The sequence below is a fragment of the Lysinibacillus sp. NPDC097214 genome, assembly GCF_050277945.1.
GTDB lineage: Bacteria > Bacillota > Bacilli > Bacillales_A > Planococcaceae > Lysinibacillus > Lysinibacillus xylanilyticus_B.
Genome location: NZ_JBNNSS010000005.1, coordinates 230,900 through 253,694 on the forward strand (window position 1 = coordinate 230,900; position 22,795 = coordinate 253,694).

Sequence of the window (22,795 nt, forward strand, 5' to 3'; positions counted from 1 at the left end):
TGACCTTATAATACGAACGGAGCAGCAGTTTAGTCCAATAACGAATGGATGTTATACTTTAAAGGAATTGTAAAAATTCGATGTAAGTGAGGTATTTAAAATAATGATGAAAATAGTACCCCCCAAGCCTTTTTTCTATAAAGGTGGAGAGAAGGCCGTTTTACTATTACATTCTTTTACAAGCAATACTATTGATATGAAAAAGTTAGGGAAGTATTTGCAAAAGAACAATTATTCTTGCTATGCACCATTATACAGTGGACATGGTTTAACAGCAGAAGAACTTCTCACATTTAGACCATCAGATTGGTGGCAAGATGTTCTAAACGGTTACCAGTTGTTGAAGGATGAAGGTTTTGAAAAAATAGCTGTGATTGGCATTTCGCTTGGTGGTGTGTTTGCATTAAAAGTTAGTCAAGAGTTGGAGATAAATGGTGTTGTGACAATGTCAGTGCCAATAAATAGGGAAGCTACTTTTCTACAAAAACGTGTCTTTCATTATGCAAAAGGTTACAAACAACTTGAAGGGAAAAATGAAGAACAAATAAATATAGAAATGAAACGTCTTCAAACTATGCCTATCGATTCATTAGTTGAGTTCCAACAGCTAATTAATACAACGATGAATAAATTAGCACTTTTAACCTCACCAATTCGTATATTATATGGTAAATTAGATGAACCATTGTATAAAGAGAGTGCAGAGGTAATTTTTCAAAGCGTTGCAACGAATCAAAAAACAATAAAGGGGTATCCGAACTCTAAACATTTAATGACAATAGGCACGGACATAAACGATGTGAACAAAGATATTCTTACATTTTTAAATGATTTAACTTGGTAATTTTAATGAAAAATTAACTAAACTTAATTAAGGTCAAATTTTTTTAGTATTGAGGTTGATTGGAGAGATAATAATGGGAAATACCGAAAAGTTTGAAATGATAGCAAATAAATATGACACTCCTGAAAGAATCCAAATTGCAAAGGTATCATCAGATGCTATCAGTAATTATTTAATGGACACTAAAAGTAAGAATGCTATTGATTTTGGGTGTGGAACAGGTCTGGTCGGTATGAACATGTTAAACGAGTTTAATTCTATACTTTTTCTGGATACATCACAAAACATGGTTAATCAAATGAATCAGAAGATAACTGATTTTAATATTCAAAATGTAGATACATTATGCTTTGATATTGAAAAGGAAAGTTTATCGGATATACATGTACAAGCCGACTATATTTTTATGGCTCAGGTTCTACTCCACATTTATGATGTTGAATTAGTTTTATCAAGATTATTTGATGTTCTAAATGAAGGAGGACATTTACTAATCGTAGATTTTATTAAAAATGAAAAAATAGTTTCAGATATTGTTCATAACGGTTTTAATCCAGAAGAGCTAGCCGCCACTATGACTAAAATAGGATATAGGGATATTCAATTCAAAACTTTTTATACAGGGAATAAAATATTCATGGGACAAGATGCGTCTATGTTTATTCTTGATTCAAAAAAGGGACATCGGTAAAGAATGGACTTAAAATTTGCAGTTTCAAACAACACGGAAAACAGGTAATCGTTTAGGGTGTGCCTGCGCTTTCGAGGCCATTTTTCTTATCAGCAACTGCATTTATCTTAGCAGGTCAGATCCTTTTTATTATGTTGCGTCCTGATTCATTAGAAATTGCAAAAATGATTGAAGGTGCAGCCGCTACAACACCTATAGAAATAGCAGAGATAATTGCATTCCTTTCTTTCGATGCTTTATATTCTCGGAGAAATTATTAATGTTAGTGGTGGGAGATAATTTTAAAGTGGGAATTTTATAAGGGGAGATTAGAAAAGCGTTCCTGTAATAACAGGAACGCTTTTCTACATCTGCCTGTAAAAATACGTTGGGATTGACGACAGAATCGAGAGAATGGTGTTTTTACCATTAATGGATTTATTATCTAAGGATTTACGCCTGGATTTATTTAACCTTTAATGTTCAGTAGCACTTGTTAAATTTATTGCATTAAAACTTACAAAATTATAAGGTACATGTCACCAAAATTAATTGTTAAAACTAAAATTGTGTTTTAGAATTGCTATTGTTGAGAAAATCTATAAAAGGTCACTCGGCCTAAAGTGACCCGTAACTTAACACAGGTAAAAGAAAAGTAAAACGAAAAATACATGAATGCTATATATATAAGTAGGAAAACCAATTCAATAAACAATGAGGTATTACTATGGTTTAAAATACCCCGTAAATGTTAGTTGAAAAACGAACATATGCGGGGGATTTTTATAAAAGATGTTTCCGATAATAGGAAGAAATGTACTAACTATTTTATAACTTGACAGAAGTCTAAATGGGGAGTAAGCTACATTAGCTGTGAAAAAAACTATTGTGAAGTAACATTTTTTAAAATGAACTATTGATAATCTAAGTTATAAGTTAATATACATCTAGATTTTAATTTAAGTAAGTAAAAGAGGTGCAAAAATGAAAAATTTAATAAGTAAAAAAGATAACCTATTAAACAATTTTTTAGGGATATATTTATTAGCTGTTTTAATGTTATGGATGAAAACATACATCGCTCAAACAGCACAATTTAAACTAGGCGTAGAAGGAATCCTTCAACACTTCCTTTTACTAATAAATCCACTAGGTTCCGCAATGCTATTCCTAGGAGTTTCATTTTTATTTAGAGGAAAGAGAAAATATACATCACTAGTTGTAGTTTACACGCTGATGTCTATTCTTTTATATGCAAATATTGTTTATTACCGATTTTTTAGTGATTTCATTACATTACCTACAGTTACCCAAACGCAGAACTTCGGGGATTTAGGTGGCAGTGTTCTTTCTTTACTAAAGCCTTATGATCTCTTGTTCTTTGTGGATGTATTTGTAATGTTTTATCTACGATTCTCTAGCAAAATACAAAAAGATACCAATCGTTTTGGATATAAAAAAGCAACGGCAATCATTACTTTTGCATTAGCAATATCAATCCTAAATTTAGGACTAGCTGAAGCTGATCGTCCGCAACTATTATCTCGAGGTTTTGATAGAAACTATATTGTGAAATATCTAGGAATGTATAACTATACGATTTATGATTCAGTAGAAACGATGAAAGCATCTTCACAGAGAGCTTTGGCGGATAGTAGTGATATTACAGAAGTGATGAACTATACAAAATCTAACTACGCCAAACCTAATGCAGAATATTTTGGTGCAGCAAAAGGAATGAACGTCGTCTATTTACATTTAGAATCATTCCAAAACTTTTTGATCAACTATAAATTAAACGGTGAAGAAGTTACACCATTTTTAAATTCATTAGCAAAAGATAAGAATACAATGTATTTTGATAATTTCTTCCATCAAACAGGTCAAGGTAAAACTTCCGATGCAGAATTTATGCTCGAAAATTCATTGTTTGGGTTACCACAAGGATCTGCTTATATTACAAAAGCACAAAATACGTACCAAGCAGCTCCTAGCATTTTAAAAGATTATGGTTATACATCTGCTGTATTCCATGGTAACAACGGAAGCTTCTGGAATCGAAATGAGATTTATAAATCATTTGGATTTGAGCACTTCTTTGATGCTAGTTATTATGACGCGGGTTCTTCAGAAAACATGGCTGAATATGGTTTGTTAGATAAACCATTCTTTAAACAATCTGAAAGTATGCTAAGTTCGTTACCACAACCTTTTTATACGAAATTAATTACGGTAGGGAACCACTTCCCATATAAAATGGATCAAAGCTTAGTAACAATTAATAAAGCTGATACTGGAGATGCAAGTGTAGACAATTATTTCCAAACAGCACGTTATGCAGATGAAGCAATCAAACAAGTATTCGACCAATTAAAAGAATCAGGCTTATATGATAATACGATGATTGTTCTTTATGGTGACCATTACGGTATTTCAGATAATCATAATGATGCGATGGAACAAGTCATTGGAAAAGAAATTACACCATATGAAAGTGCTAATTTGCAACGTGTACCATTATTTATACATGTTCCTGGAATGCAAGGTGGAACTAACCATACTTATGGTGGCCAAACAGACCTTCTTCCAACGCTATTACATTTACTAGGGATTGATACGCAAAAATTTGTTCAATTTGGATCAGACTTATTATCAAAAGAGCATGATGAGATTGTACCATTTAGAAATAGTGATTTTGTCAGTCCTACGATTTATTCAATTAACGGGAAATTTTACGATAATAAAACAGGTTTACTACTAGATGATAGTCAAGTAGAGTTTGCGAAAACTATCAAAGATAAAGTAGATCTTAAATTGCAATTATCTGATAAAGTCGTGAATGGTGACTTATTGAGATTCTATACGCCAACAGGTTATACGCCAGTTGATCGTTCTAAGTATAATTACTCCAAAGATGCGGATGTAGAATCTAATTAATTGTTGCAATTTGCTGGGCAGTTCAAGAAGATGTGTTTGATATCAAAGAGTTTAGATTGCTTTATGATATCTTACGCGTTATCTTGAATTGCCTTTTTATATGTTATTTAAATGATGGGACAAGTATATTTTTAAAGCGAAATTGGGAAATTTCACATCAGAAGAGCGAGAGAGATTAATGTTTCTAAAATTGATTTCTCGCGCTTTTTTAGGTTTTGACAAGCTTTCTTCAACCCTAATTTCGGCGAGATCATTACGATTAGGTATTGATGATACTACTCATGATAAGAATTATTATAACCATATTAAAGTTAGTGGGAAAATTATTATTCTTCGGGTAGATATAGGGACTGATGAGTAAAATAGAAAAAACCGGCAGAAAAAAGATTGCCGGTTTGGGATGATGATCATCAACTTATTTTGTACTGTTTTTGTTTGCAAATCGACCAGAAGCTAGGTTTTTGTTAGCTTCTGCTTGCTGGATTTGTTGTTTAATTTGATGAATATCAAGCTCATTTGCGAATTCTTCGTTCATCGAGTGCATTGCACCAGAAGCTTGTATTTTGTTAGCTTCTGCTTGTTGGATTTGTTGTCTAATTTGTTGAACATCAGTCTCAGTCCCGAATTCTTCGTTTGCATTAGGGGTTTTTTGGTTAAAGTTTTGGTTGTTGTTATTCATGGATTTCACCTCCTGAAAGTAGTCTGTACAGAAGATGCTTTATTATTCGAAAAAAATAATCCTAAGGCAGAGTTAATACCAGCTGACATTAACTGTATTAAGAAAGTCATTTATTGAGTAAAAGAAAAAGCCGCAGCATCGTCACACGCTACAACAAACTAATAAACAATTTGAAACCTCATTAAACCTTATGTTCATTGGAATAGCCTAGATAATGAATCCTAAAAGGACAACAGGCACCAAATTTAGGTGTCTTTACGATTATTAAAAGGTTCTCACACATACTAACAACTAATAATAAAATCATAAAAGGAAAAAATAAAACAACTTGTTTCATTTGATAACCATTAAAATATTTCAACATTGGATTAGTAGAACAGTTAAAAAACCCCAGCAATAAACCGGGGTTGATAGGGTGTGATCGCCGTATACTAAATAACGATGACAAGTGCAAGATACGGCAGAAACTTTGCTCAATACGTCTCTTCGGGAGCGAAATGGCCGACTCCTTTTAATTCAAAGTCAAAAAATTTAAGAATTAGTTCATTTTCAGTTTCAATACAGTAAGATTGATCAATATCAGCTTTTCCTCCTTGTAGCATATTTGCCAGTATTGGAGAGAAAAGCGGTAAATCGGTTAAGCTTAAATGTTTTGCCCCTTTAAAATGAGTAGTATATGCATCTTTGAAGTGTTCATTAGTAGGTTTGTTCGCTATATAAATGGAGTTGTTTTCAAGCTGTCCCCATACATCGTCAGAATAAATGTTAAGAAGCGGGGGCGTAAAGTCTTTGCTGCTAGCTACAAAATCATCCATTTCTTTCTTATAAACAAGCTCACTAAAGAATGGCGCATCAATATTTACAACTGCACTTATATCATTACGCTCTCTGCCTAGCCACACACTTGCAGCACCGCCCATTGAGTGCCCAAATACACCAATTTTCTTTGTATCGATATGTTGATAAAGGGAGTTATTATCATTTTTCGACTTTTTAAGGATCGTATCAATGACAAAATTCATATCGTCTGTTCGCAGTTTCATCCATTTTTGAATGATATTGTACCGTTCTTCATTCGAGTAAACGCCTTTATTCATATTGTTTTCGAATTCATGGCTAAAATCTGAATTGATCATAGCGACTGTTCCATCCTCTGAACGAGTATAGAAAGAGTGATAGGGATGATCGATTGAAACGACTACATAACCGTGGCTTGCCAGCTCAGTATAGGTAGATCTGTTGCTTGTCTTGATACCATATGCCCCATGTGAGAACACCAATAGTGGGTATGTTCCGTCTGCGTTTTTGGGATACCAAAATTCTACATTAACAAATCTGTTGTCCCCCGTGTCAGTAAATTCCTCAATACGATTCTTGTCCAGATATGTGTCAGTAGCGGTTGCGACTTCATATTCTCCTGTCACTTTTGGTGATGGGTGCTGTGGAAAAATAATGACAGGTGAAGGTACAAATAAAAATGTCAATATCATCATAATGGACCTCCACACAATGCTAGAAGTTTTGTATGGTTTGATAGTTGTTTTGTTAAGGATAAGAGATACTATCCCATTTATGGCTAATAAGAAAAGTAGTATAGCAAGCATTACCCAGCGGAAACTCCAGACAATCACCGATGAAACAGTAAGTATTACAAATACCATAAATACAGCAATTCTAATCCAATTCTTCATTTTTTTATGGTTTTGCTTAGTTACTATGCAGTAGATGGCAAAAGCAGTCTCTAAAATCAAAGCCATTAATAAAAGTAAAATTCCCATAGTCGTTACTCCACCTCATTTGTAAAATTTTTTTATGAAATCATCATATTAAACGGATGGAAGGTTGTATATGGAAAAACGGTAAGCTGTATTCACAGGCCAATAAGATGCAAAAAAACGGCAAGCTCTAATGCTTACCGTAAGAAAGTTTGTTGCAGACACCTACTGCTTATTGATTTTCTTGACTACTCACCAAAGTCTTTCTTCAATGCTTTTAGTTTTTCATTGATTTCTTTTGCATCTTTTTTATCATTTTGCCATGACAGTAAACGAACAATGATATAGATTACGGCAATTTGCAGTGCAAGAATGATTATTTCTGATGTGCCATTTACAAGATTAATAGCACTGCCAAGGACAATCAATAGAATCTCCAAAGTGAAGAAATGAATAATAATCCTTATTCGCATTTCCTTCTCGCTTAAATCGTGAGGAGAAAATAAAATAAATCCCGTTAATGCACTTAAAAATGAAAATGCCATAATGATATAAATTGACTTTAAATCAAATGCCATGTCATGATTAAACATTTGTCGTAACAAAGTAATAACCATGATTATGGATGCGAAGATGATAAAAAAATTCTTAATTATCTTTTGCACAAATTCAAAAAAGTTCATATATATCCCTCTTTACAAACCAAGCATTTTTTTTAGGACAGGCACATATTGCCTTGATATAACAGTGCGTTCTCCGTTATCCAGCACCGCTTCGAATCGACCACTAATCGTCGGATAAATAGATGAAATTTTCGCGATGTTCAAAATAGTTGATTTCGATGCGCGAAAACAGTTTTTTCCCGTACATAATTCCTCTAGCTCGTATAGTTTTTGTTTTACTTCAAAAACATTGTCCCTGCAGTAAATAAAAACTTTTCCCTCGACTGCCTCGAAATAATAGATATTACTAAGCTTAATGCGGTGAATACTATCATTTTGATGTCCGAGTAAAATGAGGTTCTCGGTTTTCAGGTTGTTGATGATGTCATATATTTCGTCATCAACCTCATGACATTTAATAAGAATCTCTTCTTCGAATTCTTGGCTTATTTCTTCTATTGAAATTTTCATATTATCACCCACGAAAATTCAAATTATTTAATTCTGTTCTGTTTTATTAACTCAAATGAAGCATATCTAAATAGGCTTGTTTTCCTAATGATAACACCTCCGTATACAATTTTTTGCATTTTATCAGATTACTGTATGGATTTTATATTATGATAGTAGCCAGGATCGGCTAAGTCAAGTGTAGGAGAAAGGGCTTGTTACAGATAAAGTATAAGAAAGATCACTAACGGAGCAGGTAGTTTAACAAACGGTGGCTGATATATTAATTAAGTAAACAAAGACTGAATCCAATATTGGTTTCAGTCTTTGTCCCTGCCAAGTAGACAACGGTAATAAGATAAAAATGTATTAAGCGGCTTGAGCTCTGAATTCTAAAGGACTCAAGCCGTTTAATCTATTTCTGGTAGCCATAAGGAAGGCGGGGGAGTTTATTCCTCTAATTGAAATAATGATTGTTTTAAGAGGTCTTCTAGTACTCTAGTTAAAAAATCCAATTCATTAGAGTGGTATTGATTTAAAAAATGAATTACATTCTTTTCTATATGCTCATGAAGTTCCTTGTGAACTTCAAACAATTCATATCCCAGTGGTGTAATAGAAAAGAGAATTTCCTTTTTATTATCGGGTAACTGCTCTTTACTTATGAGGTTCAAACTCTCTAACTTGCGCGTAATTTTTGAAACAGTTCCTTTGGGAATTTCCATTTCTTTAGAAATCGTAATACCATTGATGGGCCAGAGGGAATCCGTGTGGTTTATGATGGGGTTGGAAAGGATACCTTTGAATCAAATTTGAATAGTCTTGGTTTAGGGGGGTATCTAGTGATGTATGGTCAGTCAAGTGGATATGTTCCGCCATTTGATTTAATGAAACTCCAAGAAAAAGGATCTCTATTTTTAACAAGAACAAATGGACTTCCGTATATGAAATATTGGCCTGAATATATGGAGAATTTCCAGAAGTGGGTAGCAAATAATAGTATTTCAATAAAAATAGATCATGTGTATCCCTTAATAGATGTAGCCGAGGCGCATTCTAGAATGGAAGATAGAAACTCGGTTGGAAGAATTCTGTTAAAGCCTTAGGTTAATAAATAATAAAAAAGGGTATGCCATTAAATCAACAATTATTTAGCACATTGTGAATTCAAAAGGAGTGATCCTTGCTAATAATTATTTTATTAAGGAAAATCATTTCATTATTAGAAAAATGGCTTTTTACTGTAGCTAATCTAGCATATCAATGATGTGGCTTTTTAGGATGCCTTTGAAAGTTGAGTATGCAAAGATAGAGGAAATATTAAAAGGGTCACCGGAGGATTGTGACCCTTGTTGAGATTTGAAGGGAAGGATAATTTTAAGTCTAAATTTGGATTATCCTATTAGTTATGAGCATTGGAGGCGGTATTAGGTATTAATAAACTCTCATGAAACTAGTACCGACAATAATTAAAAGAATGAAAAGAACAACAATTAGAGCAAATGTTGAGCCATTGCCACTACCATAATATTCAGACATTGTAAATCCCTCCTTTCTATATTTTATAATATGTATAGTTGTCAAAATGAGTTGCGATATTTATCTTAGGATGCCTTAGGAAAATGTTGAAAAAAATAGCTTTAGATGATTAAGAACATAATTTTAGGCGCTGAACATTGGAAGAGGAAGTATAAAAGGGTCACCGGAGGATTGTGACCCTTAGCACAGATTAGATGTAGTAAGGTTTTAGTATTACCTTACAATAGTTATGAGCATTATAGGCGGTATAGGATATTAATAAACTCTCATGAAACTAGTGCCGACAATAATTAAAAGAATGAATAGAACAACAATTAGCGCGAATGCTGAACCAGTACCATAACCACTGCCGCTACCACAATTTTGAGACATAAAAAACTCCCCTCCTTTCTTAATTTATACTATGTATCGTAATCAAAAGGGATATTGATAAGTATCTATACGGTGCTTAAATATTTAAAAAAAGAGAGCAATGACACTAAAAAATTAAAAAGTGATTGGTAATAAGTCCATTTTAAAAATATAGTAAATCTAAATGAATTAAATACTATAACATGATGAACTCAAAGAAGAGCAAAGGGATCGATTTTATATGAATATCCACAGTATCCCGCAGGTTAAAATGAAAAGCATTACTCGGTAAAAGTGACCCTAGAATGAAATTTTTAAAAAACGTTATCTTTCTTTATTTCAAGAAAGATAACGTTTTTTTCAAAGTGATAAGGTATTCTGTGCAGGTCAAATAATTGAATACTCTTCCAATTGTATTTAAATGTAATTATGTGGTGAAGTAAGGGTAATTCTATTTGGATGGAAAGGATACAGGAGAACACGTATGCCAAACTTTACTTTGTAATGATCAATAAATTGGATAGCATATCCCTCAAAAAAACATTGTTTTTTTCAAGGGGGGAGTATGCCCATTTTTCTCATTACAAAGGAACCGAGCAACCCTGTAGTCTCAATGTGTCAGGAGGTCCTTGTGCAGGATCTCCTTTTCTATTTATTCAATAAATTTTACATTGAACTGCGAAATATCCAAATAGATGCTTGCGTACCTTTATCTTAAGAGGTGAAGGATTAATGTTAACTATTACAGTCCGCTGGAAGCTTTCTCAACTACCAGAACGAACGGTCAAGAAGCACTGTAAAATGTGTGGAACACTATCTGTTTTTACGGATACAAATGTACGAAGGCATAACGCAAATGGAAAAAATATTTATCAATATGCAATTTATAAATGCGAAAAAAATCATACTTGGAATAAAAAGTTAGTTAATTATAAAACGTTCTCAGAGCATGTTGCTGAAATGGAAGACCAGAAAGAGGAATTTTCAATTTTGTCTACGATTGCGATATCTAGCTTAGCAGAACAAGGAATAAAGGTAATACACATTGAACTAGATGATGTGACAGGAATACATCGAATTGATAAAGTGCTTGCAAACCAAATTGAGGATTGGAGCCGATCACAAATCATCAAAAAAATTGAAAAAGGAACGATTCAATTAAATGAGCAAGTCATCAAACCTAGTTCAAGATTGTCAAAGGGCGAATGTATTTCCATCTTCATTGACTAAAAGATTTTAAGTACTTTGATTGAAATATTAAAAATAATTACCTTATGAACAAAGCCATTTCTAAGTGCAGAGGAATCTGTCCATAGAAATGGCTTTTTGTCTGTAAAAATTTGTTTGAAAAATTCAGTCTCGTATCATTTTTAAAACTTAGAATGAAGACAAATGAAAGGAGTGATATTGATGAGGATGAAAAAAATTAGTCTTGTTGTAGTTCTTATATTAGCGGGTTTTATAACAAATGACGTAGTCGTACATGCAGATGATCATAAACATGAAGATAAAAAATATGAAAAGTATAAAGAATATAAGGACGATAAAGACGATGACGATGACGATGACAACTTTTACTATGATGATGAAAAAGAAGGTGAAACTTACTATTTTCAAGATGCTGTAAGTACAAAAGGGACTTGGAATATTTGGACACGAACAGTTGCAGCAGATAAAGAAGTATTACCTTTTACAAGCTCTCAAAAAGTTACGTTTAAGGTAGAAGGTACTAATAAGAAGCTGAGCTTTTTTGTGATACCAAAAGACGGAGAATTTTTTGTGCCGGGAAAAGCAGTAGCTCAAGTTTTAGGAGCAAAAGCAACCTTTTACAAAGCAAGTAATATTTTAATGATCCAACATCAAGCGAATGAAATAATTTACCGTGCTGGAACTAACGTTGTTTATGATAACAATGTGAAAACACCATCATCTGCACAAGCGTTTTATGTAAATGAAGAATTATATGTACCTATTAGTACTATAACGAATGGCTTGGGGTATATAGCTGAATGGCAAGAAAGTAATCAAACGTTTGTATGCCAGCCAATTACGAATTAGGGGGGAAGCACTATGAAAGATCTGAAAAAAGCTAAATGGGTATTAGGGGCATCGGGGATACTTTTATCTGCAGCGATACTATCCCAAATTAACAGCCCAGCAGAAACTGACTCTACACGTACAAATAATATTCAGGAAGTAGGCCAGGAAAATATGACAAAAAAAGAAAAAGAACTAGTACAGCTAGATTGGACAAACTTTGAAATGACAAGTCAACCTACTGTCAAAAGCGAGCGCAAAACAAAAAGAACGTAATGGAGTGGTCATGTGGATACACTAACTTTACAAATAATGAATACTGAATTTTATATTGCTATGCCAAAAGGTATTCATGTCGTATGGAAAGAAAAAGTAGAGAAATGGCTTCAATATGTAGCAAAAGAATGGTCAAGATTTCAATCAAATAATGAATTATCACAACTTAATAGTTTAGAAATTGGAAAAACGCTCCGTATTAGTTCGCTCTTATATGATTGTTTAATACAAGCGGATCGGTATTATCAACTTTCTAATGGTTTATTTTCTCCATATCTTAAACGTCAATTAGAACAGCATGGCTACAATCAATCTTTCCCATTTGATACAGCTAAAAGCAAGGCATTTCAAAACAAACCGCTAATGGCAGAGCGACCATATGAATTTCTTGGCGGTGAGCAAGTAATGAGAGTAGCACAGCAGGAAATTGATTTAGGTGGATTTGCCAAAGGATATGTGATTGAAAAATTGGCGAATTGGCTTGAGCAAGAGGTATCTCCTGATTTCGGACTAATAGACGGGGGAGGGGATATGAAAGTGTGGTCTTCTGGGGAAAAGTCCTGGACAATCGGTGTTGCGGATGCCTGGGATATCGACAAGGAAATAAGCTCGATTAAACTGAAAACAGGTGCCATTGCTACATCCAATCGGGTTTATCGAAGCTGGATGCAAGGAACAGTGAAGAAACATCATGTATTAAACGGACAAACAGGCGAAATCGCCAATACAGAAGTAATACAAGCTTCAGTTGTAACGTCTTCTTTATGTGATGCAGAGGTTGGGGCAAAACTTTGCTTTCTTATGGATGAGAGCAAATTGCAGAAATGGTTCGAAAATAATTGTCAACAAAGTGCCCGTTTCATTGTTAAAGAAGGACAAGCAGCAAATTGGAGGATGACAGGGGTGAAATAAATGATTATAAGTACGTGGGAATGGATTCGGTTATTAGGGTTATTAGCGTATTTTTACTTCACAATTTCCATTATATTTGGTTTGTTGAGAAAATCCTCATTTATCAAATCACATAAAAATTTAATTTATCATATCCATCAAAATGCGGGATGGCTAGGGTTAATCACCGTAATCGCGCATATGGTAGTGCTTTTAATCGATCAGTATGAGCCGTATAGAATAGTAGGAATTTTAATTCCTTTCTCAGCTAACTATCAGTCTCTACCATCGGCCCTTGGAACCATCGGATTTTATTTATTTTTAATGGTCATTATGACATCGGATTTATGGATTCGAACAATGAATCGCTCCTTATGGAAAAAACTTCACTTACTTGTGCTACCAGCATGGGCATTATCACTTGTTCACGGAGTGCTTATAGGAACGGATACAGAAAATACGTTGATTATGCTGTTTTATGTAGTTTCCGGAGGGATGACCATGTTCGTACTAGTAGCAAGAACAATTAGCCAGTTCATGAAAAAAGTAAATGTTTCAACGTCACACGATAATTAACTAAAATCGGGGCTGTTTAAAAAGCCCCGATTCCTTATTAAATAGGGAATTCAATATGAATTGTAGTGCCTTTATTTACTGTGCTTGTCGCGAAAATTTTACCATCATGTTGCTCCACTATTGATTTGGCTATAGCAAGACCTAAACCAGTGCCATTTCGTTGGCGGGCAGCATCACTTCGGTAGAATCGCTCGAACACTAAAGGTAATTCCTGTTCAGTCATACCAACTCCACTATCTGCAACAGTAATTTTTACAGTGTCTTTATTTTTTAAAAGAGTTAGTGTTATGGTTCCGCTATTTGTATATCTAATCGCATTGTCTAATAGAATATAAAGCAGCTCTTGAATTTTTGAAGCATCGCCGAGCAGCTTGATGTTTTCTTGGATCTCAGTAGCAAACTGTATTTCAGGAGGCATAATCCTTTGAAATTTCGAGCTCACTTTTTTGAGTAAAGCAGATAATGGGATGATTTCTTTTTGAATGGAAACCTGCTGCTGATCGTGTCTTGCTAAGAACAGCAGTTTTTCTATGAGCTCTTTCATTATTTCAGCCTCATCTTTTAAATCTGCAATTAATTCTTTGCCAAAAGGGCTTAATTGCTGTGCTTCCTCAAGTTCTAAAATTTCTAGGGAACTATAAAAAATACTTAGTGGTGTTCGTAATTCATGAGAGGCATCGGATACGAACTTTTTTTGTTTATCGAACGACCATTGAATAGGGACCATCGCTTTACCAGCCAAATAATAAGCCAGTAGACCGATTAAGACCGTTGAAATACAAGTTAAAACTATTAGTAAATACTTTGTCATTTGGAAAAAGTGATGCTGTGACGTCACAGATTTACCAACGATAATATAGCCTGCTACTGTATCTTCGTTGAAAATGGGCTTCTTTAGAAGTAGAAAATGCTCTTCCTGCCATTCATAATGCTGCACGAGTTCCTCACTTGGGTTCCTATTGCCAAATGATTTCTCGATCTGATTCTTCAGTCCTTTGTAAGATTCGTCACCATGGACAAACTTATGATCCTTTGTGTAAATATAGTAAAAAAAATTACGATTAGGGTCATAATTTAAAGTTTTAGTGTTTGCATGAACATGTTCAAAAAAATCGTGCTCTTGCCTACCATAAAAGTCTTCCAATTCGTTTATTTGTTGATTTTCCATTAATTTTACAAGTGAAAAGTATAGAACAATAACGAATAGTGAAAATAATAAAAAGTAAAGCGTTGCATACAAATAGGATAACTTTTTTTTCGTTTTATGAAACATTAGTCTTCCCTCAGTTTATAGCCAATACCTCTGACATTTTGAATACGTGATTTGGATTGACTATCATCAATTTTTTTTCGCACAAGCTTGACTAAAGCATCTAAGGAATTATTCGAAACATCATAATCGTAGCCCCATATATAAATACAAATTTGTTCTCTAGTTAGTACACGTCCTTTATTGATAAATAAATATTCTAACAGTAAAAATTCATTTTTAGTAAGATCCACTACTTCATTATTGTACAGAAACACTCGGGAATCTACATTCAGCTGTAATTGATCGATCTGGATGACCTGTTCTATCACTTTATCCTTTCTTCGTAGTAATGCGCGAACTCTTGCCAACAGTTCCTCTATTTTAAATGGTTTTACTATGTAATCATCTGCGCCACTATCAAGTCCTTTAATAATGTCTTCTGTGTCGTCCTTCGCTGTAAGCATTAAAATACTACCATTGAATCCAGTGTTTCGTAACTGTTGGCATACTTGAATGCCACTAACGTACGGCATCATCCAATCTAAAATAACAAGATCATATTTCTCCGTAAGCGTATGGTCTAGCGCTTCCTGTCCATTTTCTGCTTCAGTCACATTGTGAAATTCTTTCTTTAACATATGAACGATATTTCTTCTTAATCGTGCATCATCTTCTGCTAGTAATATTTTCAAGGTAGCTTCCTCCTATTGACTATATTCAGCTAAGTATACGCTTGAAAAATGAAATGAAACTGAAAAAGTTTCGTTTCACCATCTCTAAATTTAAAATTATGTATTTCATACTTCGATAAGCGTTGAAGTTTTTCCTGTTTATAATGTCCTTAGACATAGAAATTGGGGGGGACAAATAATGAATATTTATAAATTTATAGCATTATTAGTTTTGACAACATTTTTAATGGGATCTTCATTTGCCGTTGTCAAATTGGGGTTGCCGTATTCATCTCCACTGTTATTGGCTGCACTCCGATTTATACTAGCAGGGATGATGATGGCTGTCATCGTGATTGCTATAAAAAGACCTCATCCGACCTCGAAAGAAGGCTGGATAAAAATAGTAACGATAGGGGCGTTTCAAACTGCTGGTGTAATGGGCTGTATTTTTTTAAGCTTACGTACAATTACGGCAAGTGAATCTTCTATTTTAACATTTACGAATCCTTTGCTTGTAGTTGTATTTGCTACAATATTTACGAAGGTACGTTACAGATTGTATCAATGGTGTGGTGTTTTGTTGGGGGTAATTGGTGTTATGATTACAATGGGTGCACAAGTTAAAATTGAAATTGGAATTATTTTTGGCATTCTGTCAGCCGTTTTCTGGGCCATTGCGACACTGCTAGCAAAAAAATGGGGCGTATTATTTGATACATGGGTACTATCAGCCTATCAAATGCTTTTTGGTGGTATATTACTTTTACTGGCTAGTTTTGAGTTAGAACAACCATTTTTTATTGTTAATGTTCATTCTGTATTCATTTTATTATGGCTCAGTATTTTCTCGTCAATTGTTCAATTTGCAGGCTGGTATTATCTTTTACAAAATAGTGACCCTGGAAAAACGAGTGCCTTTTTGTTTTTAGCTCCTTTTTTCGGCGTGTTAACAGGATGGGTACTATTAGATGAACCATTAAAACTATCATTAGTTTTCGGTGGGCTGTTTATTATTGTTGGTATCTACTTAGTGAACCGTAACTTTATAGCTAAATCTAATAAAAATATCCGTGGAGAGACTTTGAATGATCGTATTTGAGCAAAGTCTACCCACAAAAGAAGATAAATCATTTAAACTTCAAATTTAAAAACTTCTTTAAAGCCTGCTCGTCCTTTTTCAGTCACTTTAATGGCACGAATAGATGGGACACGAGTCACCCATCCCAAGCTTAAAAAATGTGTCAGCATTCCTTGACCGAGTGCGCCCGCTAGATGATAACGTCGCTCGCTCCAATCCAAACATGCATGGGAAAATGATCGACGCTTTCTTTTTAAATCATCTAAATCAAGACCGAAATCCGTAAAAAATTGTGCGCCTTCAGCTGTTATGAGAAACTGTTTATCTTCTAGTTTTAGAAAACCCGCGTTAAGCAATGATTCTGTTAATTGAACGCCTAGTTTACCAGCTAAATGGTCATAGCAAGTTCTTGCATCCTGTAATAATTTCATTTGGCTAGATTGTTTTAAAGAACGTACTTCCGGTGGTGGAGAAATCGCTAGGAAGGATTCTAGTAATTGAGCAATTTCTTCACCTGCTAACTGAAAATATCGATGACGACCTTGTTTCTCTACTCTAACAAGGTTACCTTCTACTAACTTAGCGAGATGAAAACTAGCAGTCTGAGGTTTAATAGCCGCCATATAAGCTAATTCACTGGCAGTATGAAAACGATCATCCATCATGCTAGCAAGCATCGTAGCTCTTGAAGTTTCTCCAAGGAGAGAAGCGATTTCAGCCATGTTTGGATTAATACCCATTTGTCACTATCCTTTCTGCATTCCATATTTCGATTTTCATCTAAGTATCTATCGTTTACAATAATACATAAAAAGGTGGGAGTAAATAGCTATGAAAACATATTATACTGTAATTTTCACTTCACAAAGAACAGAAGAGGATGGAGAAGGCTATGCTAAGATGGCAGAAGTAATGGATGAACTAGCACAAAAGCAGCCGGGTTTTATCCGTATAGAAAGTGCTAGAAATTCCGAAGGTAAGGGAATAACTGTATCCTATTGGGAATCACTAGACGCTATTCAGGCATGGAAAGAAAATTCAAAACATCTAGTTGCACAGAAATTCGGAAAAGAAAAATGGTATAAGCAATATAACGTGGAGATTTGTAAAGTCATAAAAGATTATTCTTTTACAATGTAATTAAATCGTGAAACGTCAAAACTAAATTTATAGGAAGAGTTAATATAATTCTGATTTTAGTTAACCGTGAAAACCGGTATATCTTCATTCAGTAGAAGACTCCTACCTCTTAAAAGGGTGAGATGAATGAGGGTGTGGTTTCTTTTCAGGGTGTCCAAACATCTACTGAATGAAGATAAAGCCTCCGGCGGATGTTACGGATTTTTTAAAGGAATGAATTGTGCGGGCACAATTCAAAATCCGAACGCAATTACGCCAAGGCAAAATATCTGAGGAGGAGGAGAATTGGACAATTTTTTTCAACGATATATTGATTCGTGGCGCTTTAATGGTTGGCTTGTTCACGATATCTTTTTAGGTATTGTCATTGGCGTTGGACTATTATTATTAGTGTATGCTTTGTTTAAACGCCAACTTAAAGCTGCTTTTGTCATAACTTTTATCCTTTATGCTTTTTTGGGTAATCTTTTGATGATTGCTTTTGGCTTAGCGGGTCGAAGCTTCCCAATCAATTCCGAGTCTCCTATTTATACAGATGATGCACAGAAAATTGCTGTCCAAATGGTTGAGGGATCTGAAAATAACGGTACAACTAATGGGATTACGCAAATTATTTCACATCATCAAATTGTAGCAATTAATTTGCAAACAGGTGAAAAACAGTGGACCAAATATTCTTCAAGTAAAGATACACTGATTGGCAATTTTATGGGGGGGCTTCTTGTTCATCATCGTGACGGTGAGTACGGGAAACTTTCATTATTAGATATACAAACGGGAAAAGAAAAGCTATCTGAAAAGGAATTTGCGAAAAAACACAAACAGTTAATAGATGTTTTAAATAATGGTTCCCATAACATAGTCTTGTTGCAAAATAATCTTTATTTAGAGGGTGTCGATGGGAAATTTTATCACTTTGATGGCAAAAAATTAAGCGAAGATAATAAAGCGGAAAAATATCTTTCTACAAAATTTTTCATAGAATCCAATATTCCTGGTTATTTTGCTTCGCATAATAAACCGTTGGAGGATTATGATGAGGTTCGAGAATTTAGTAGTCATGTATTAGCTGAACCTGCTATTCAAGCATACAAAAATCTAGAGCTTGCTGTATTAGATGTGGATCTGCAACAACAAACAGCCATTGTATCCTATCGTCAAACGAAGCGGGAAAGTGCAGATAGTATCGTATTATCATATGATATGAAAAATCATCGAATGATGTGGGAAGAAAATATAGGTGTTGTGAATGCTGAGCAAAGAAATCCGGGTGTTCGTACATTAGAGAACTATTATGCGATTCAAGCAGGAGATGAGTTTCTGTTGTTAGATAAGGATACGAAAAAAGAAATGTTCAGATATCAGCTACGTTGGAATCGCCCAGTTCGAGAAAATTAATATGCATGTAAAATCTATCCCCTCCAAGTAATGGCTTGGCGGGGATTTTATATTTTGGAGCTAAATATTAAAAGAGTTGTTAGATATATCGTAAAGTGATATATTAATTAATGATATATCATAAAATGATATATTGGAGGTGTAACAATGAAATCATTAGAGCAGTTAACAGATTCTGTTTTTTATATTATGGCTGCCTTAACTGAGCCGAGACATGGCTATGCGGTCATGAGTTTAATTGAGGAGACGACAAAGGGTACTTTCGTAGTTGGTCCAGCATCCCTTTATACAATTATAAAAAAACTAGTAGCTGAACAGCTAATTCAGCTACACGATGATTCGGACTCACGCAGAAAGGTCTATGTCTTAACAGATAAAGGTCGAGAAATTTTGTTTGAAGATATTGAAAGAAGAAAGGTCATGATTCATTTGGCAGAGCGGGGATTACAAAGGGGGAATAATAGTGCGAAATAAGAGATATATGCCATCAATTGGTTTAGCTTTTTCTGAGGCACGTGATATGAAAAAATTAAGCGAAAAAGCGGCAAAGGGCTGGCAATTAAAAAGGTTTCGACTTGCTGGCTACGGGCTAGAAAAGGGTGAACCAGAAGAAGCCGTTTTTAGTATTGATTATCGTAAATTACGGAAGGATGAAGAAGAAGAGTATTTTGAACTATTTGCTTACGGTGGCTGGACACATGTATGCTCAAGCGCTAACATGCATATTTTTAAAGCAGTTCCAGAAACGACACCTATTTATAGTGATGCAGAGTCTTCTATTGATAAATTAGCTCGTCTTGCAAAGTCTGTAAATTTAGTAGCATCAATTGCTCTTGCTATCACTATGGTCTTGTGGATATTTATGATATTTGCCTCTGGGACAATTCAACACATTGCAGAGCAAGGATTTTCATATTCCATTATATTTACTTTCCCAGCGCTCATGACCTCTGGTGGAGTTTACTATCATATGTGGAAAAACCTACGATTAAAATCAAAGCATATATAAAGTAAGAACAGCTGATGTTTATCAGCTGTTTTTTTATGACTTCCGGATAGAAGTCTCAGAGCGACGGAGAGAACTCAGACACCGCCGGAAAGAAAACTCAAAGTGACGGTTAGAATTAGCATCGACAGAAAGCAAGTCCTTATCGACGGATAAAAGTCTCGGAGCGACGGAAAGAACTCAGACACCGACGGAAAGCAGGGGAGAAATAGATGCACCGAACTACAGGAAAAACTGATTTGTTGAAGAAGTATTAAGTATTAGTAAGTAGTTTTCTAAATAGGTCTTCCAAAATAAATGCAAAATTTTATTATTAAAAAACATTTACGCTTGTATGTAGAGTATATTGGGATAATTATGTTAACAATTTGAGCATGACCAATGCTGGCTGACAATATAAATAGTAGAGTTTATTAAAAACTAACGAAGAGAAAGGATTGGGTGAAATGAATATTGGAAATAGCGTAGCGCTCATTGTAAGTCTGATTTTTTCAAGCATTTTGGTTCGTGCAATATATCGCGTTTTTGTGAAAAAGAAAACCCCTACTATGACCTATACACCATATGATGATGCCGTGGATGGTGGAGGAAAACATGACAATTGAACTTTTAAGTGACTGGTTACAATCCTCAAACAGCACGGTCATTTTAACAGGTGCAGGTATGTCAACCGAAAGTGGGATTCCAGATTTTCGATCGGCATCAGGCTGGTGGAATAATATTGATCCTCGAACAGTAGCTACTACAGAAGCATTGGTACAAAATTATTCATTGTTTCATGAGTTTTATAAAATGCGCATAGAAAATTTGGAAAAGGTAGCACCACATGAAGGGCATCAAATTTTAGCTGCTTGGGAAAAGCGAGGAATTGTATCGTTAGTTGCTACGCAAAATGTTGATGGTTTTCATCAGCTAGCAGGAAGTCAAAGGGTAGAGGAGTTACATGGCTCGATACGCTCCATTCGTTGTCATCGCTGCGAGAAAGCTGCATCAATGGAAAGTTTCTTACACAAAGAGAGTTGTGTACATTGTGGTGGTAAACTACGCCCGAATGTAGTGCTTTTTGGAGAAAACTTACCACAAGTAAGCTGGAACAATGCAATGGAAGCGATTAGAGCAGCGGAGCTTGTCCTTGTCATCGGTACGAGCCTTGAAGTGTATCCTGTCAATCAACTCCCGTTGATGACAAAAGGAAAAACTGCTTATATTAATTTAGATATTGCGCAGCATGCAGTACAATTTGATTTAACAATTGAAGGGAAAATAAAAGAAGTGCTGCAGCAATTGCCACTTTAAAAGGAGGCGCCCTTGAGACATCGAGAGGCGCCTAAAACATTTGTGGTAAAAATTCCGTCATAAAGCGTTGATTTTTACGTAGCCATATTTTTAAAATCATACGGTGTGTTAAAAGTCGTTGTCTTTTTTGTGGTCTAGCTTTTGCTTCTATTAAACTTTGTAGTAGAGTGCATGTTTCTGTTGACAATGCTTGAGGATCAACGAGGACGTCAAGTTTATAATCAATTAACTGAGCAGCTTGAACCTTTGCAAGTAATTGTGCAAAGCGGGTATTCATTTCTGGAAAGTTTTCTTCTAGTTCTAAGTCGATTAAAGTATATAATGTTTGTTCAATTTCAGCTTCGAGCGCTTGTAATTGTTCAATGGATGGCTGTGTCAAAAAATCACCTCTAGTATCTCATAAATGCTGCTACATAAGGAAAAAGCCGAGAGTAGCGAAAAGTAAACCGAATAAAACCGTAGTGCATACATAAATAATCGCTTGTTTCCATTTTTTCTGCTCCAAAAGCTGCAAACATTCAAACCCAAATGTTGAAAATGTCGTATAGGCCCCTAAAAAACCAAGCCCTATAAAATGCCAGATCCAATCATTTGGCTGTAATGCAAATAGAAGGCCAAGTGCAAAAGAACCTGTTATATTCATAAAAAATGTTGCCCATGGGTAAGGGTGAGCAATCAATTTTCCGAGATAAAATCTTGTTAGTGCACCCAAAAATCCACCGATACCAATAACTATCATACGCTGCGCCCCTTCGCAAGTTTAAATCCTAGCCATGCACAGGCTAAACCACCAAAAACACTCATTAAAATATAAAGAATAGCTTGTAGCCACTTACTATCCTGCAAAAGTAATAGCGTTTCTAAAGAAAATGTCGAAAATGTCGTAAAGGCACCTAAAAAGCCAGTACCAATTCCTAAAACTATAGGCGTACGCTTTGTAAACATAGTAAATAGCCAGGCTAAACAAAAGCAGCCAATTAAGTTCATACAAAGTGTTGCAATTGGAAAACCACCTATATTTTGAAGTGCTTGACCAAGGTTATATCGACAGATGGCACCAAAAAATCCGCCGATTCCAACAGCAAAAAATGATTTCAAAGTAAAGACTCCTTAGTTAAATGTCTATATTGAAAAGTGTATCATGAGATAACCGTCTTAGATATATTTCTATAGTTATATGGATTCAAATATATCAAAGAGAGCTCAAATTTAAAATGACATGATTTTTTTTATTATATCGTATACCGTTTTACCAGCTTTGGATCAAATGCTTCTTTCTATAGTTTATTTTGACTTCTTGAAGCGATAAATTTAGAAATTAGGG

The 22,795-nt window shown here is 34.7% G+C and carries 30 protein-coding genes; 17 read left to right on the forward strand and 13 right to left on the reverse strand.

Annotation, left to right across the window (positions count from 1 at the left end; all coding sequences use genetic code 11):
• Positions 1–103: 103 nt before the first annotated feature.
• The 4 genes from ACQKMI_RS13665 to ACQKMI_RS13680 all read left to right on the forward strand — a co-directional run bounded on the left by ACQKMI_RS13665 (position 104) and on the right by ACQKMI_RS13680 (position 4,451).
• Entirely contained in the window at positions 104–844 is a 741-nt protein-coding gene (locus ACQKMI_RS13665; RefSeq protein WP_427489721.1) for an alpha/beta hydrolase, read from the forward strand.
• Between the two features lie 73 nt (positions 845–917).
• Positions 918–1,535, forward strand: coding sequence for a class I SAM-dependent methyltransferase (locus ACQKMI_RS13670; protein ID WP_427489723.1), 618 nt, complete (start codon positions 918–920; stop codon positions 1,533–1,535).
• A gap of 131 nt (positions 1,536–1,666) precedes the next feature.
• A complete protein-coding gene (locus ACQKMI_RS13675; protein WP_427489725.1) occupies positions 1,667–1,795 on the forward strand; it encodes a hypothetical protein in 129 nt (42 codons plus the stop codon).
• A gap of 703 nt (positions 1,796–2,498) precedes the next feature.
• Positions 2,499–4,451, forward strand: a complete 1,953-nt coding sequence (locus tag ACQKMI_RS13680) for an LTA synthase family protein (RefSeq protein ID WP_427489727.1) — start codon at positions 2,499–2,501, stop codon at positions 4,449–4,451.
• Positions 4,452–4,866: 415 nt separating this feature from the next.
• On the opposite strand, the gene ACQKMI_RS13685 is transcribed toward ACQKMI_RS13680, so the two are convergent.
• From ACQKMI_RS13685 to ACQKMI_RS13705, 5 genes are all read right to left on the reverse strand, one after another.
• Positions 4,867–5,130, reverse strand: a complete 264-nt coding sequence (locus ACQKMI_RS13685) for a gamma-type small acid-soluble spore protein (protein ID WP_427489729.1) — start codon at positions 5,128–5,130, stop codon at positions 4,867–4,869.
• Positions 5,131–5,603: 473 nt separating this feature from the next.
• Positions 5,604–6,908 carry an alpha/beta hydrolase family protein gene (locus tag ACQKMI_RS13690; RefSeq protein WP_427489731.1) on the reverse strand — a complete coding sequence of 435 codons (1,305 nt, stop codon included), beginning with the start codon at positions 6,906–6,908 and terminating at the stop codon, positions 5,604–5,606.
• A gap of 185 nt (positions 6,909–7,093) precedes the next feature.
• The gene (locus tag ACQKMI_RS13695; RefSeq protein WP_427489733.1) at positions 7,094–7,528 is read right to left on the reverse strand and encodes a DUF3021 family protein; all 435 of its coding nucleotides are present in this window, start codon (positions 7,526–7,528) and stop codon (positions 7,094–7,096) included.
• A gap of 12 nt (positions 7,529–7,540) precedes the next feature.
• Positions 7,541–7,990, reverse strand: a complete 450-nt coding sequence (locus tag ACQKMI_RS13700; protein ID WP_427489735.1) for a LytTR family DNA-binding domain-containing protein — start codon at positions 7,988–7,990, stop codon at positions 7,541–7,543.
• A gap of 416 nt (positions 7,991–8,406) precedes the next feature.
• Positions 8,407–8,682 (reverse strand): winged helix DNA-binding protein, encoded by a 276-nt coding sequence (locus tag ACQKMI_RS13705; RefSeq protein ID WP_427489737.1) that lies wholly within the window; start codon positions 8,680–8,682, stop codon positions 8,407–8,409.
• Positions 8,683–8,703: 21 nt separating this feature from the next.
• On the opposite strand from ACQKMI_RS13705, the gene ACQKMI_RS13710 reads away from it, so the two are divergent.
• On the forward strand, positions 8,704–9,063 hold the full coding sequence (locus tag ACQKMI_RS13710; protein WP_427490117.1) for a zinc-binding dehydrogenase: 360 nt from the start codon (positions 8,704–8,706) through the stop codon (positions 9,061–9,063).
• A gap of 328 nt (positions 9,064–9,391) precedes the next feature.
• On the opposite strand, the gene ACQKMI_RS13715 is transcribed toward ACQKMI_RS13710, so the two are convergent.
• A complete protein-coding gene (locus ACQKMI_RS13715; protein WP_427489739.1) occupies positions 9,392–9,496 on the reverse strand; it encodes a YjcZ family sporulation protein in 105 nt (34 codons plus the stop codon).
• A gap of 255 nt (positions 9,497–9,751) precedes the next feature.
• Entirely contained in the window at positions 9,752–9,868 is a 117-nt protein-coding gene (locus ACQKMI_RS13720; protein WP_323651680.1) for a YjcZ family sporulation protein, read from the reverse strand.
• A 711-nt stretch (positions 9,869–10,579) separates the two neighbouring features.
• On the opposite strand from ACQKMI_RS13720, the gene ACQKMI_RS13725 reads away from it, so the two are divergent.
• From ACQKMI_RS13725 to ACQKMI_RS13745, 5 genes are all read left to right on the forward strand, one after another.
• On the forward strand, positions 10,580–11,077 hold the full coding sequence (locus tag ACQKMI_RS13725; protein WP_427489741.1) for a S4 domain-containing protein: 498 nt from the start codon (positions 10,580–10,582) through the stop codon (positions 11,075–11,077).
• A 180-nt stretch (positions 11,078–11,257) separates the two neighbouring features.
• Positions 11,258–11,905 carry a stalk domain-containing protein gene (locus ACQKMI_RS13730; RefSeq protein WP_427489743.1) on the forward strand — a complete coding sequence of 216 codons (648 nt, stop codon included), beginning with the start codon at positions 11,258–11,260 and terminating at the stop codon, positions 11,903–11,905.
• Positions 11,906–11,917: 12 nt separating this feature from the next.
• Complete coding sequence (locus tag ACQKMI_RS13735) at positions 11,918–12,160, forward strand: hypothetical protein (protein ID WP_427489745.1); 243 nt, start codon at positions 11,918–11,920, stop codon at positions 12,158–12,160.
• A 12-nt stretch (positions 12,161–12,172) separates the two neighbouring features.
• On the forward strand, positions 12,173–13,072 hold the full coding sequence (locus tag ACQKMI_RS13740) for an FAD:protein FMN transferase (RefSeq protein WP_427489747.1): 900 nt from the start codon (positions 12,173–12,175) through the stop codon (positions 13,070–13,072).
• Positions 13,073–13,627, forward strand: coding sequence for a ferric reductase-like transmembrane domain-containing protein (locus tag ACQKMI_RS13745; protein WP_427489749.1), 555 nt, complete (start codon positions 13,073–13,075; stop codon positions 13,625–13,627).
• Positions 13,628–13,664: 37 nt separating this feature from the next.
• On the opposite strand, the gene ACQKMI_RS13750 is transcribed toward ACQKMI_RS13745, so the two are convergent.
• Both ACQKMI_RS13750 and ACQKMI_RS13755 read right to left on the reverse strand, forming a co-directional pair.
• Positions 13,665–14,900, reverse strand: coding sequence for a sensor histidine kinase (locus ACQKMI_RS13750; RefSeq protein ID WP_427489751.1), 1,236 nt, complete (start codon positions 14,898–14,900; stop codon positions 13,665–13,667).
• The gene (locus tag ACQKMI_RS13755) at positions 14,900–15,571 is read right to left on the reverse strand and encodes a response regulator transcription factor (protein WP_427489753.1); all 672 of its coding nucleotides are present in this window, start codon (positions 15,569–15,571) and stop codon (positions 14,900–14,902) included. The genes ACQKMI_RS13750 and ACQKMI_RS13755 overlap by 1 nt, the downstream gene beginning before the upstream one ends.
• A 178-nt stretch (positions 15,572–15,749) precedes the next feature.
• Between ACQKMI_RS13755 and ACQKMI_RS13760 the strand changes: the two genes are divergently transcribed.
• Positions 15,750–16,652 carry a DMT family transporter gene (locus ACQKMI_RS13760; protein WP_427489755.1) on the forward strand — a complete coding sequence of 301 codons (903 nt, stop codon included), beginning with the start codon at positions 15,750–15,752 and terminating at the stop codon, positions 16,650–16,652.
• A gap of 32 nt (positions 16,653–16,684) precedes the next feature.
• Here the strand turns inward: ACQKMI_RS13760 and ACQKMI_RS13765 are convergent, their stop codons facing one another.
• Positions 16,685–17,371 (reverse strand): ArsR/SmtB family transcription factor, encoded by a 687-nt coding sequence (locus ACQKMI_RS13765; RefSeq protein WP_427489757.1) that lies wholly within the window; start codon positions 17,369–17,371, stop codon positions 16,685–16,687.
• A gap of 91 nt (positions 17,372–17,462) precedes the next feature.
• Here ACQKMI_RS13765 and ACQKMI_RS13770 point away from each other — a divergent pair, with 91 nt between their 5' ends.
• The 6 genes from ACQKMI_RS13770 to ACQKMI_RS13795 all read left to right on the forward strand — a co-directional run bounded on the left by ACQKMI_RS13770 (position 17,463) and on the right by ACQKMI_RS13795 (position 21,471).
• Complete coding sequence (locus ACQKMI_RS13770) at positions 17,463–17,771, forward strand: antibiotic biosynthesis monooxygenase family protein (protein ID WP_427489759.1); 309 nt, start codon at positions 17,463–17,465, stop codon at positions 17,769–17,771.
• 285 nt (positions 17,772–18,056) lie between these two features.
• The gene (locus ACQKMI_RS13775) at positions 18,057–19,169 is read left to right on the forward strand and encodes a PA2928 family protein (protein ID WP_427489761.1); all 1,113 of its coding nucleotides are present in this window, start codon (positions 18,057–18,059) and stop codon (positions 19,167–19,169) included.
• Positions 19,170–19,316: 147 nt separating this feature from the next.
• A complete protein-coding gene (locus ACQKMI_RS13780) occupies positions 19,317–19,643 on the forward strand; it encodes a PadR family transcriptional regulator (RefSeq protein WP_427489763.1) in 327 nt (108 codons plus the stop codon).
• On the forward strand, positions 19,633–20,178 hold the full coding sequence (locus ACQKMI_RS13785) for a DUF2812 domain-containing protein (RefSeq protein ID WP_427489765.1): 546 nt from the start codon (positions 19,633–19,635) through the stop codon (positions 20,176–20,178). Before ACQKMI_RS13780 ends, ACQKMI_RS13785 begins: the two co-directional genes overlap by 11 nt.
• 443 nt (positions 20,179–20,621) lie before the next feature.
• Positions 20,622–20,780 carry a DUF3951 domain-containing protein gene (locus tag ACQKMI_RS13790; RefSeq protein WP_427489767.1) on the forward strand — a complete coding sequence of 53 codons (159 nt, stop codon included), beginning with the start codon at positions 20,622–20,624 and terminating at the stop codon, positions 20,778–20,780.
• Positions 20,770–21,471 (forward strand): SIR2 family NAD-dependent protein deacylase, encoded by a 702-nt coding sequence (locus ACQKMI_RS13795; protein WP_427489769.1) that lies wholly within the window; start codon positions 20,770–20,772, stop codon positions 21,469–21,471. Before ACQKMI_RS13790 ends, ACQKMI_RS13795 begins: the two co-directional genes overlap by 11 nt.
• A gap of 31 nt (positions 21,472–21,502) precedes the next feature.
• Here ACQKMI_RS13795 and ACQKMI_RS13800 read toward each other — a convergent pair whose 3' ends face one another.
• From ACQKMI_RS13800 to crcB (ACQKMI_RS13810), 3 genes are read right to left on the reverse strand one after another with little or no spacing between them, the layout of a single operon-like run.
• Positions 21,503–21,850: a hypothetical protein gene (locus ACQKMI_RS13800; RefSeq protein WP_427489771.1), complete on the reverse strand. Its 348-nt coding sequence runs from the start codon at positions 21,848–21,850 to the stop codon at positions 21,503–21,505.
• Positions 21,851–21,880: 30 nt separating this feature from the next.
• Positions 21,881–22,210 carry a fluoride efflux transporter CrcB gene (crcB, locus tag ACQKMI_RS13805; RefSeq protein ID WP_427489773.1) on the reverse strand — a complete coding sequence of 110 codons (330 nt, stop codon included), beginning with the start codon at positions 22,208–22,210 and terminating at the stop codon, positions 21,881–21,883.
• Positions 22,207–22,569: a fluoride efflux transporter CrcB gene (gene crcB / locus ACQKMI_RS13810; protein ID WP_427489775.1), complete on the reverse strand. Its 363-nt coding sequence runs from the start codon at positions 22,567–22,569 to the stop codon at positions 22,207–22,209. Before crcB (ACQKMI_RS13810) ends, crcB (ACQKMI_RS13805) begins: the two co-directional genes overlap by 4 nt.
• Positions 22,570–22,795 lie beyond the last annotated feature (226 nt).

Excerpts from the sequence above, each read along its gene's own strand:
- ACQKMI_RS13760 (WP_427489755.1), top strand. The coding sequence starts at position 15,750 with ATGAATATTTATAAATTTATAGCATTATTAGTTTTGACAACATTTTTA.
- ACQKMI_RS13705 (WP_427489737.1), bottom strand. The coding sequence starts at position 8,682 with ATGGAAATTCCCAAAGGAACTGTTTCAAAAATTACGCGCAAGTTAGAG.
- ACQKMI_RS13735 (WP_427489745.1), top strand. The coding sequence starts at position 11,918 with ATGAAAGATCTGAAAAAAGCTAAATGGGTATTAGGGGCATCGGGGATA.
- ACQKMI_RS13715 (WP_427489739.1), bottom strand. The coding sequence starts at position 9,496 with ATGTCTGAATATTATGGTAGTGGCAATGGCTCAACATTTGCTCTAATT.
- ACQKMI_RS13690 (WP_427489731.1), bottom strand. The coding sequence starts at position 6,908 with ATGGGAATTTTACTTTTATTAATGGCTTTGATTTTAGAGACTGCTTTT.
- ACQKMI_RS13790 (WP_427489767.1), top strand. The coding sequence starts at position 20,622 with ATGAATATTGGAAATAGCGTAGCGCTCATTGTAAGTCTGATTTTTTCA.
- ACQKMI_RS13745 (WP_427489749.1), top strand. The coding sequence starts at position 13,073 with ATGATTATAAGTACGTGGGAATGGATTCGGTTATTAGGGTTATTAGCG.
- ACQKMI_RS13665 (WP_427489721.1), top strand. The coding sequence starts at position 104 with ATGATGAAAATAGTACCCCCCAAGCCTTTTTTCTATAAAGGTGGAGAG.
- ACQKMI_RS13675 (WP_427489725.1), top strand. The coding sequence starts at position 1,667 with ATGTTGCGTCCTGATTCATTAGAAATTGCAAAAATGATTGAAGGTGCA.
- ACQKMI_RS13795 (WP_427489769.1), top strand. The coding sequence starts at position 20,770 with ATGACAATTGAACTTTTAAGTGACTGGTTACAATCCTCAAACAGCACG.
- ACQKMI_RS13770 (WP_427489759.1), top strand. The coding sequence starts at position 17,463 with ATGAAAACATATTATACTGTAATTTTCACTTCACAAAGAACAGAAGAG.
- ACQKMI_RS13685 (WP_427489729.1), bottom strand. The coding sequence starts at position 5,130 with ATGAATAACAACAACCAAAACTTTAACCAAAAAACCCCTAATGCAAAC.
- ACQKMI_RS13765 (WP_427489757.1), bottom strand. The coding sequence starts at position 17,371 with ATGGGTATTAATCCAAACATGGCTGAAATCGCTTCTCTCCTTGGAGAA.
- ACQKMI_RS13670 (WP_427489723.1), top strand. The coding sequence starts at position 918 with ATGGGAAATACCGAAAAGTTTGAAATGATAGCAAATAAATATGACACT.
- ACQKMI_RS13730 (WP_427489743.1), top strand. The coding sequence starts at position 11,258 with ATGAGGATGAAAAAAATTAGTCTTGTTGTAGTTCTTATATTAGCGGGT.
- ACQKMI_RS13695 (WP_427489733.1), bottom strand. The coding sequence starts at position 7,528 with ATGAACTTTTTTGAATTTGTGCAAAAGATAATTAAGAATTTTTTTATC.
- crcB (WP_427489773.1), bottom strand. The coding sequence starts at position 22,210 with ATGATAGTTATTGGTATCGGTGGATTTTTGGGTGCACTAACAAGATTT.
- ACQKMI_RS13780 (WP_427489763.1), top strand. The coding sequence starts at position 19,317 with ATGAAATCATTAGAGCAGTTAACAGATTCTGTTTTTTATATTATGGCT.
- ACQKMI_RS13720 (WP_323651680.1), bottom strand. The coding sequence starts at position 9,868 with ATGTCTCAAAATTGTGGTAGCGGCAGTGGTTATGGTACTGGTTCAGCA.
- ACQKMI_RS13725 (WP_427489741.1), top strand. The coding sequence starts at position 10,580 with ATGTTAACTATTACAGTCCGCTGGAAGCTTTCTCAACTACCAGAACGA.
- ACQKMI_RS13680 (WP_427489727.1), top strand. The coding sequence starts at position 2,499 with ATGAAAAATTTAATAAGTAAAAAAGATAACCTATTAAACAATTTTTTA.
- ACQKMI_RS13750 (WP_427489751.1), bottom strand. The coding sequence starts at position 14,900 with ATGTTTCATAAAACGAAAAAAAAGTTATCCTATTTGTATGCAACGCTT.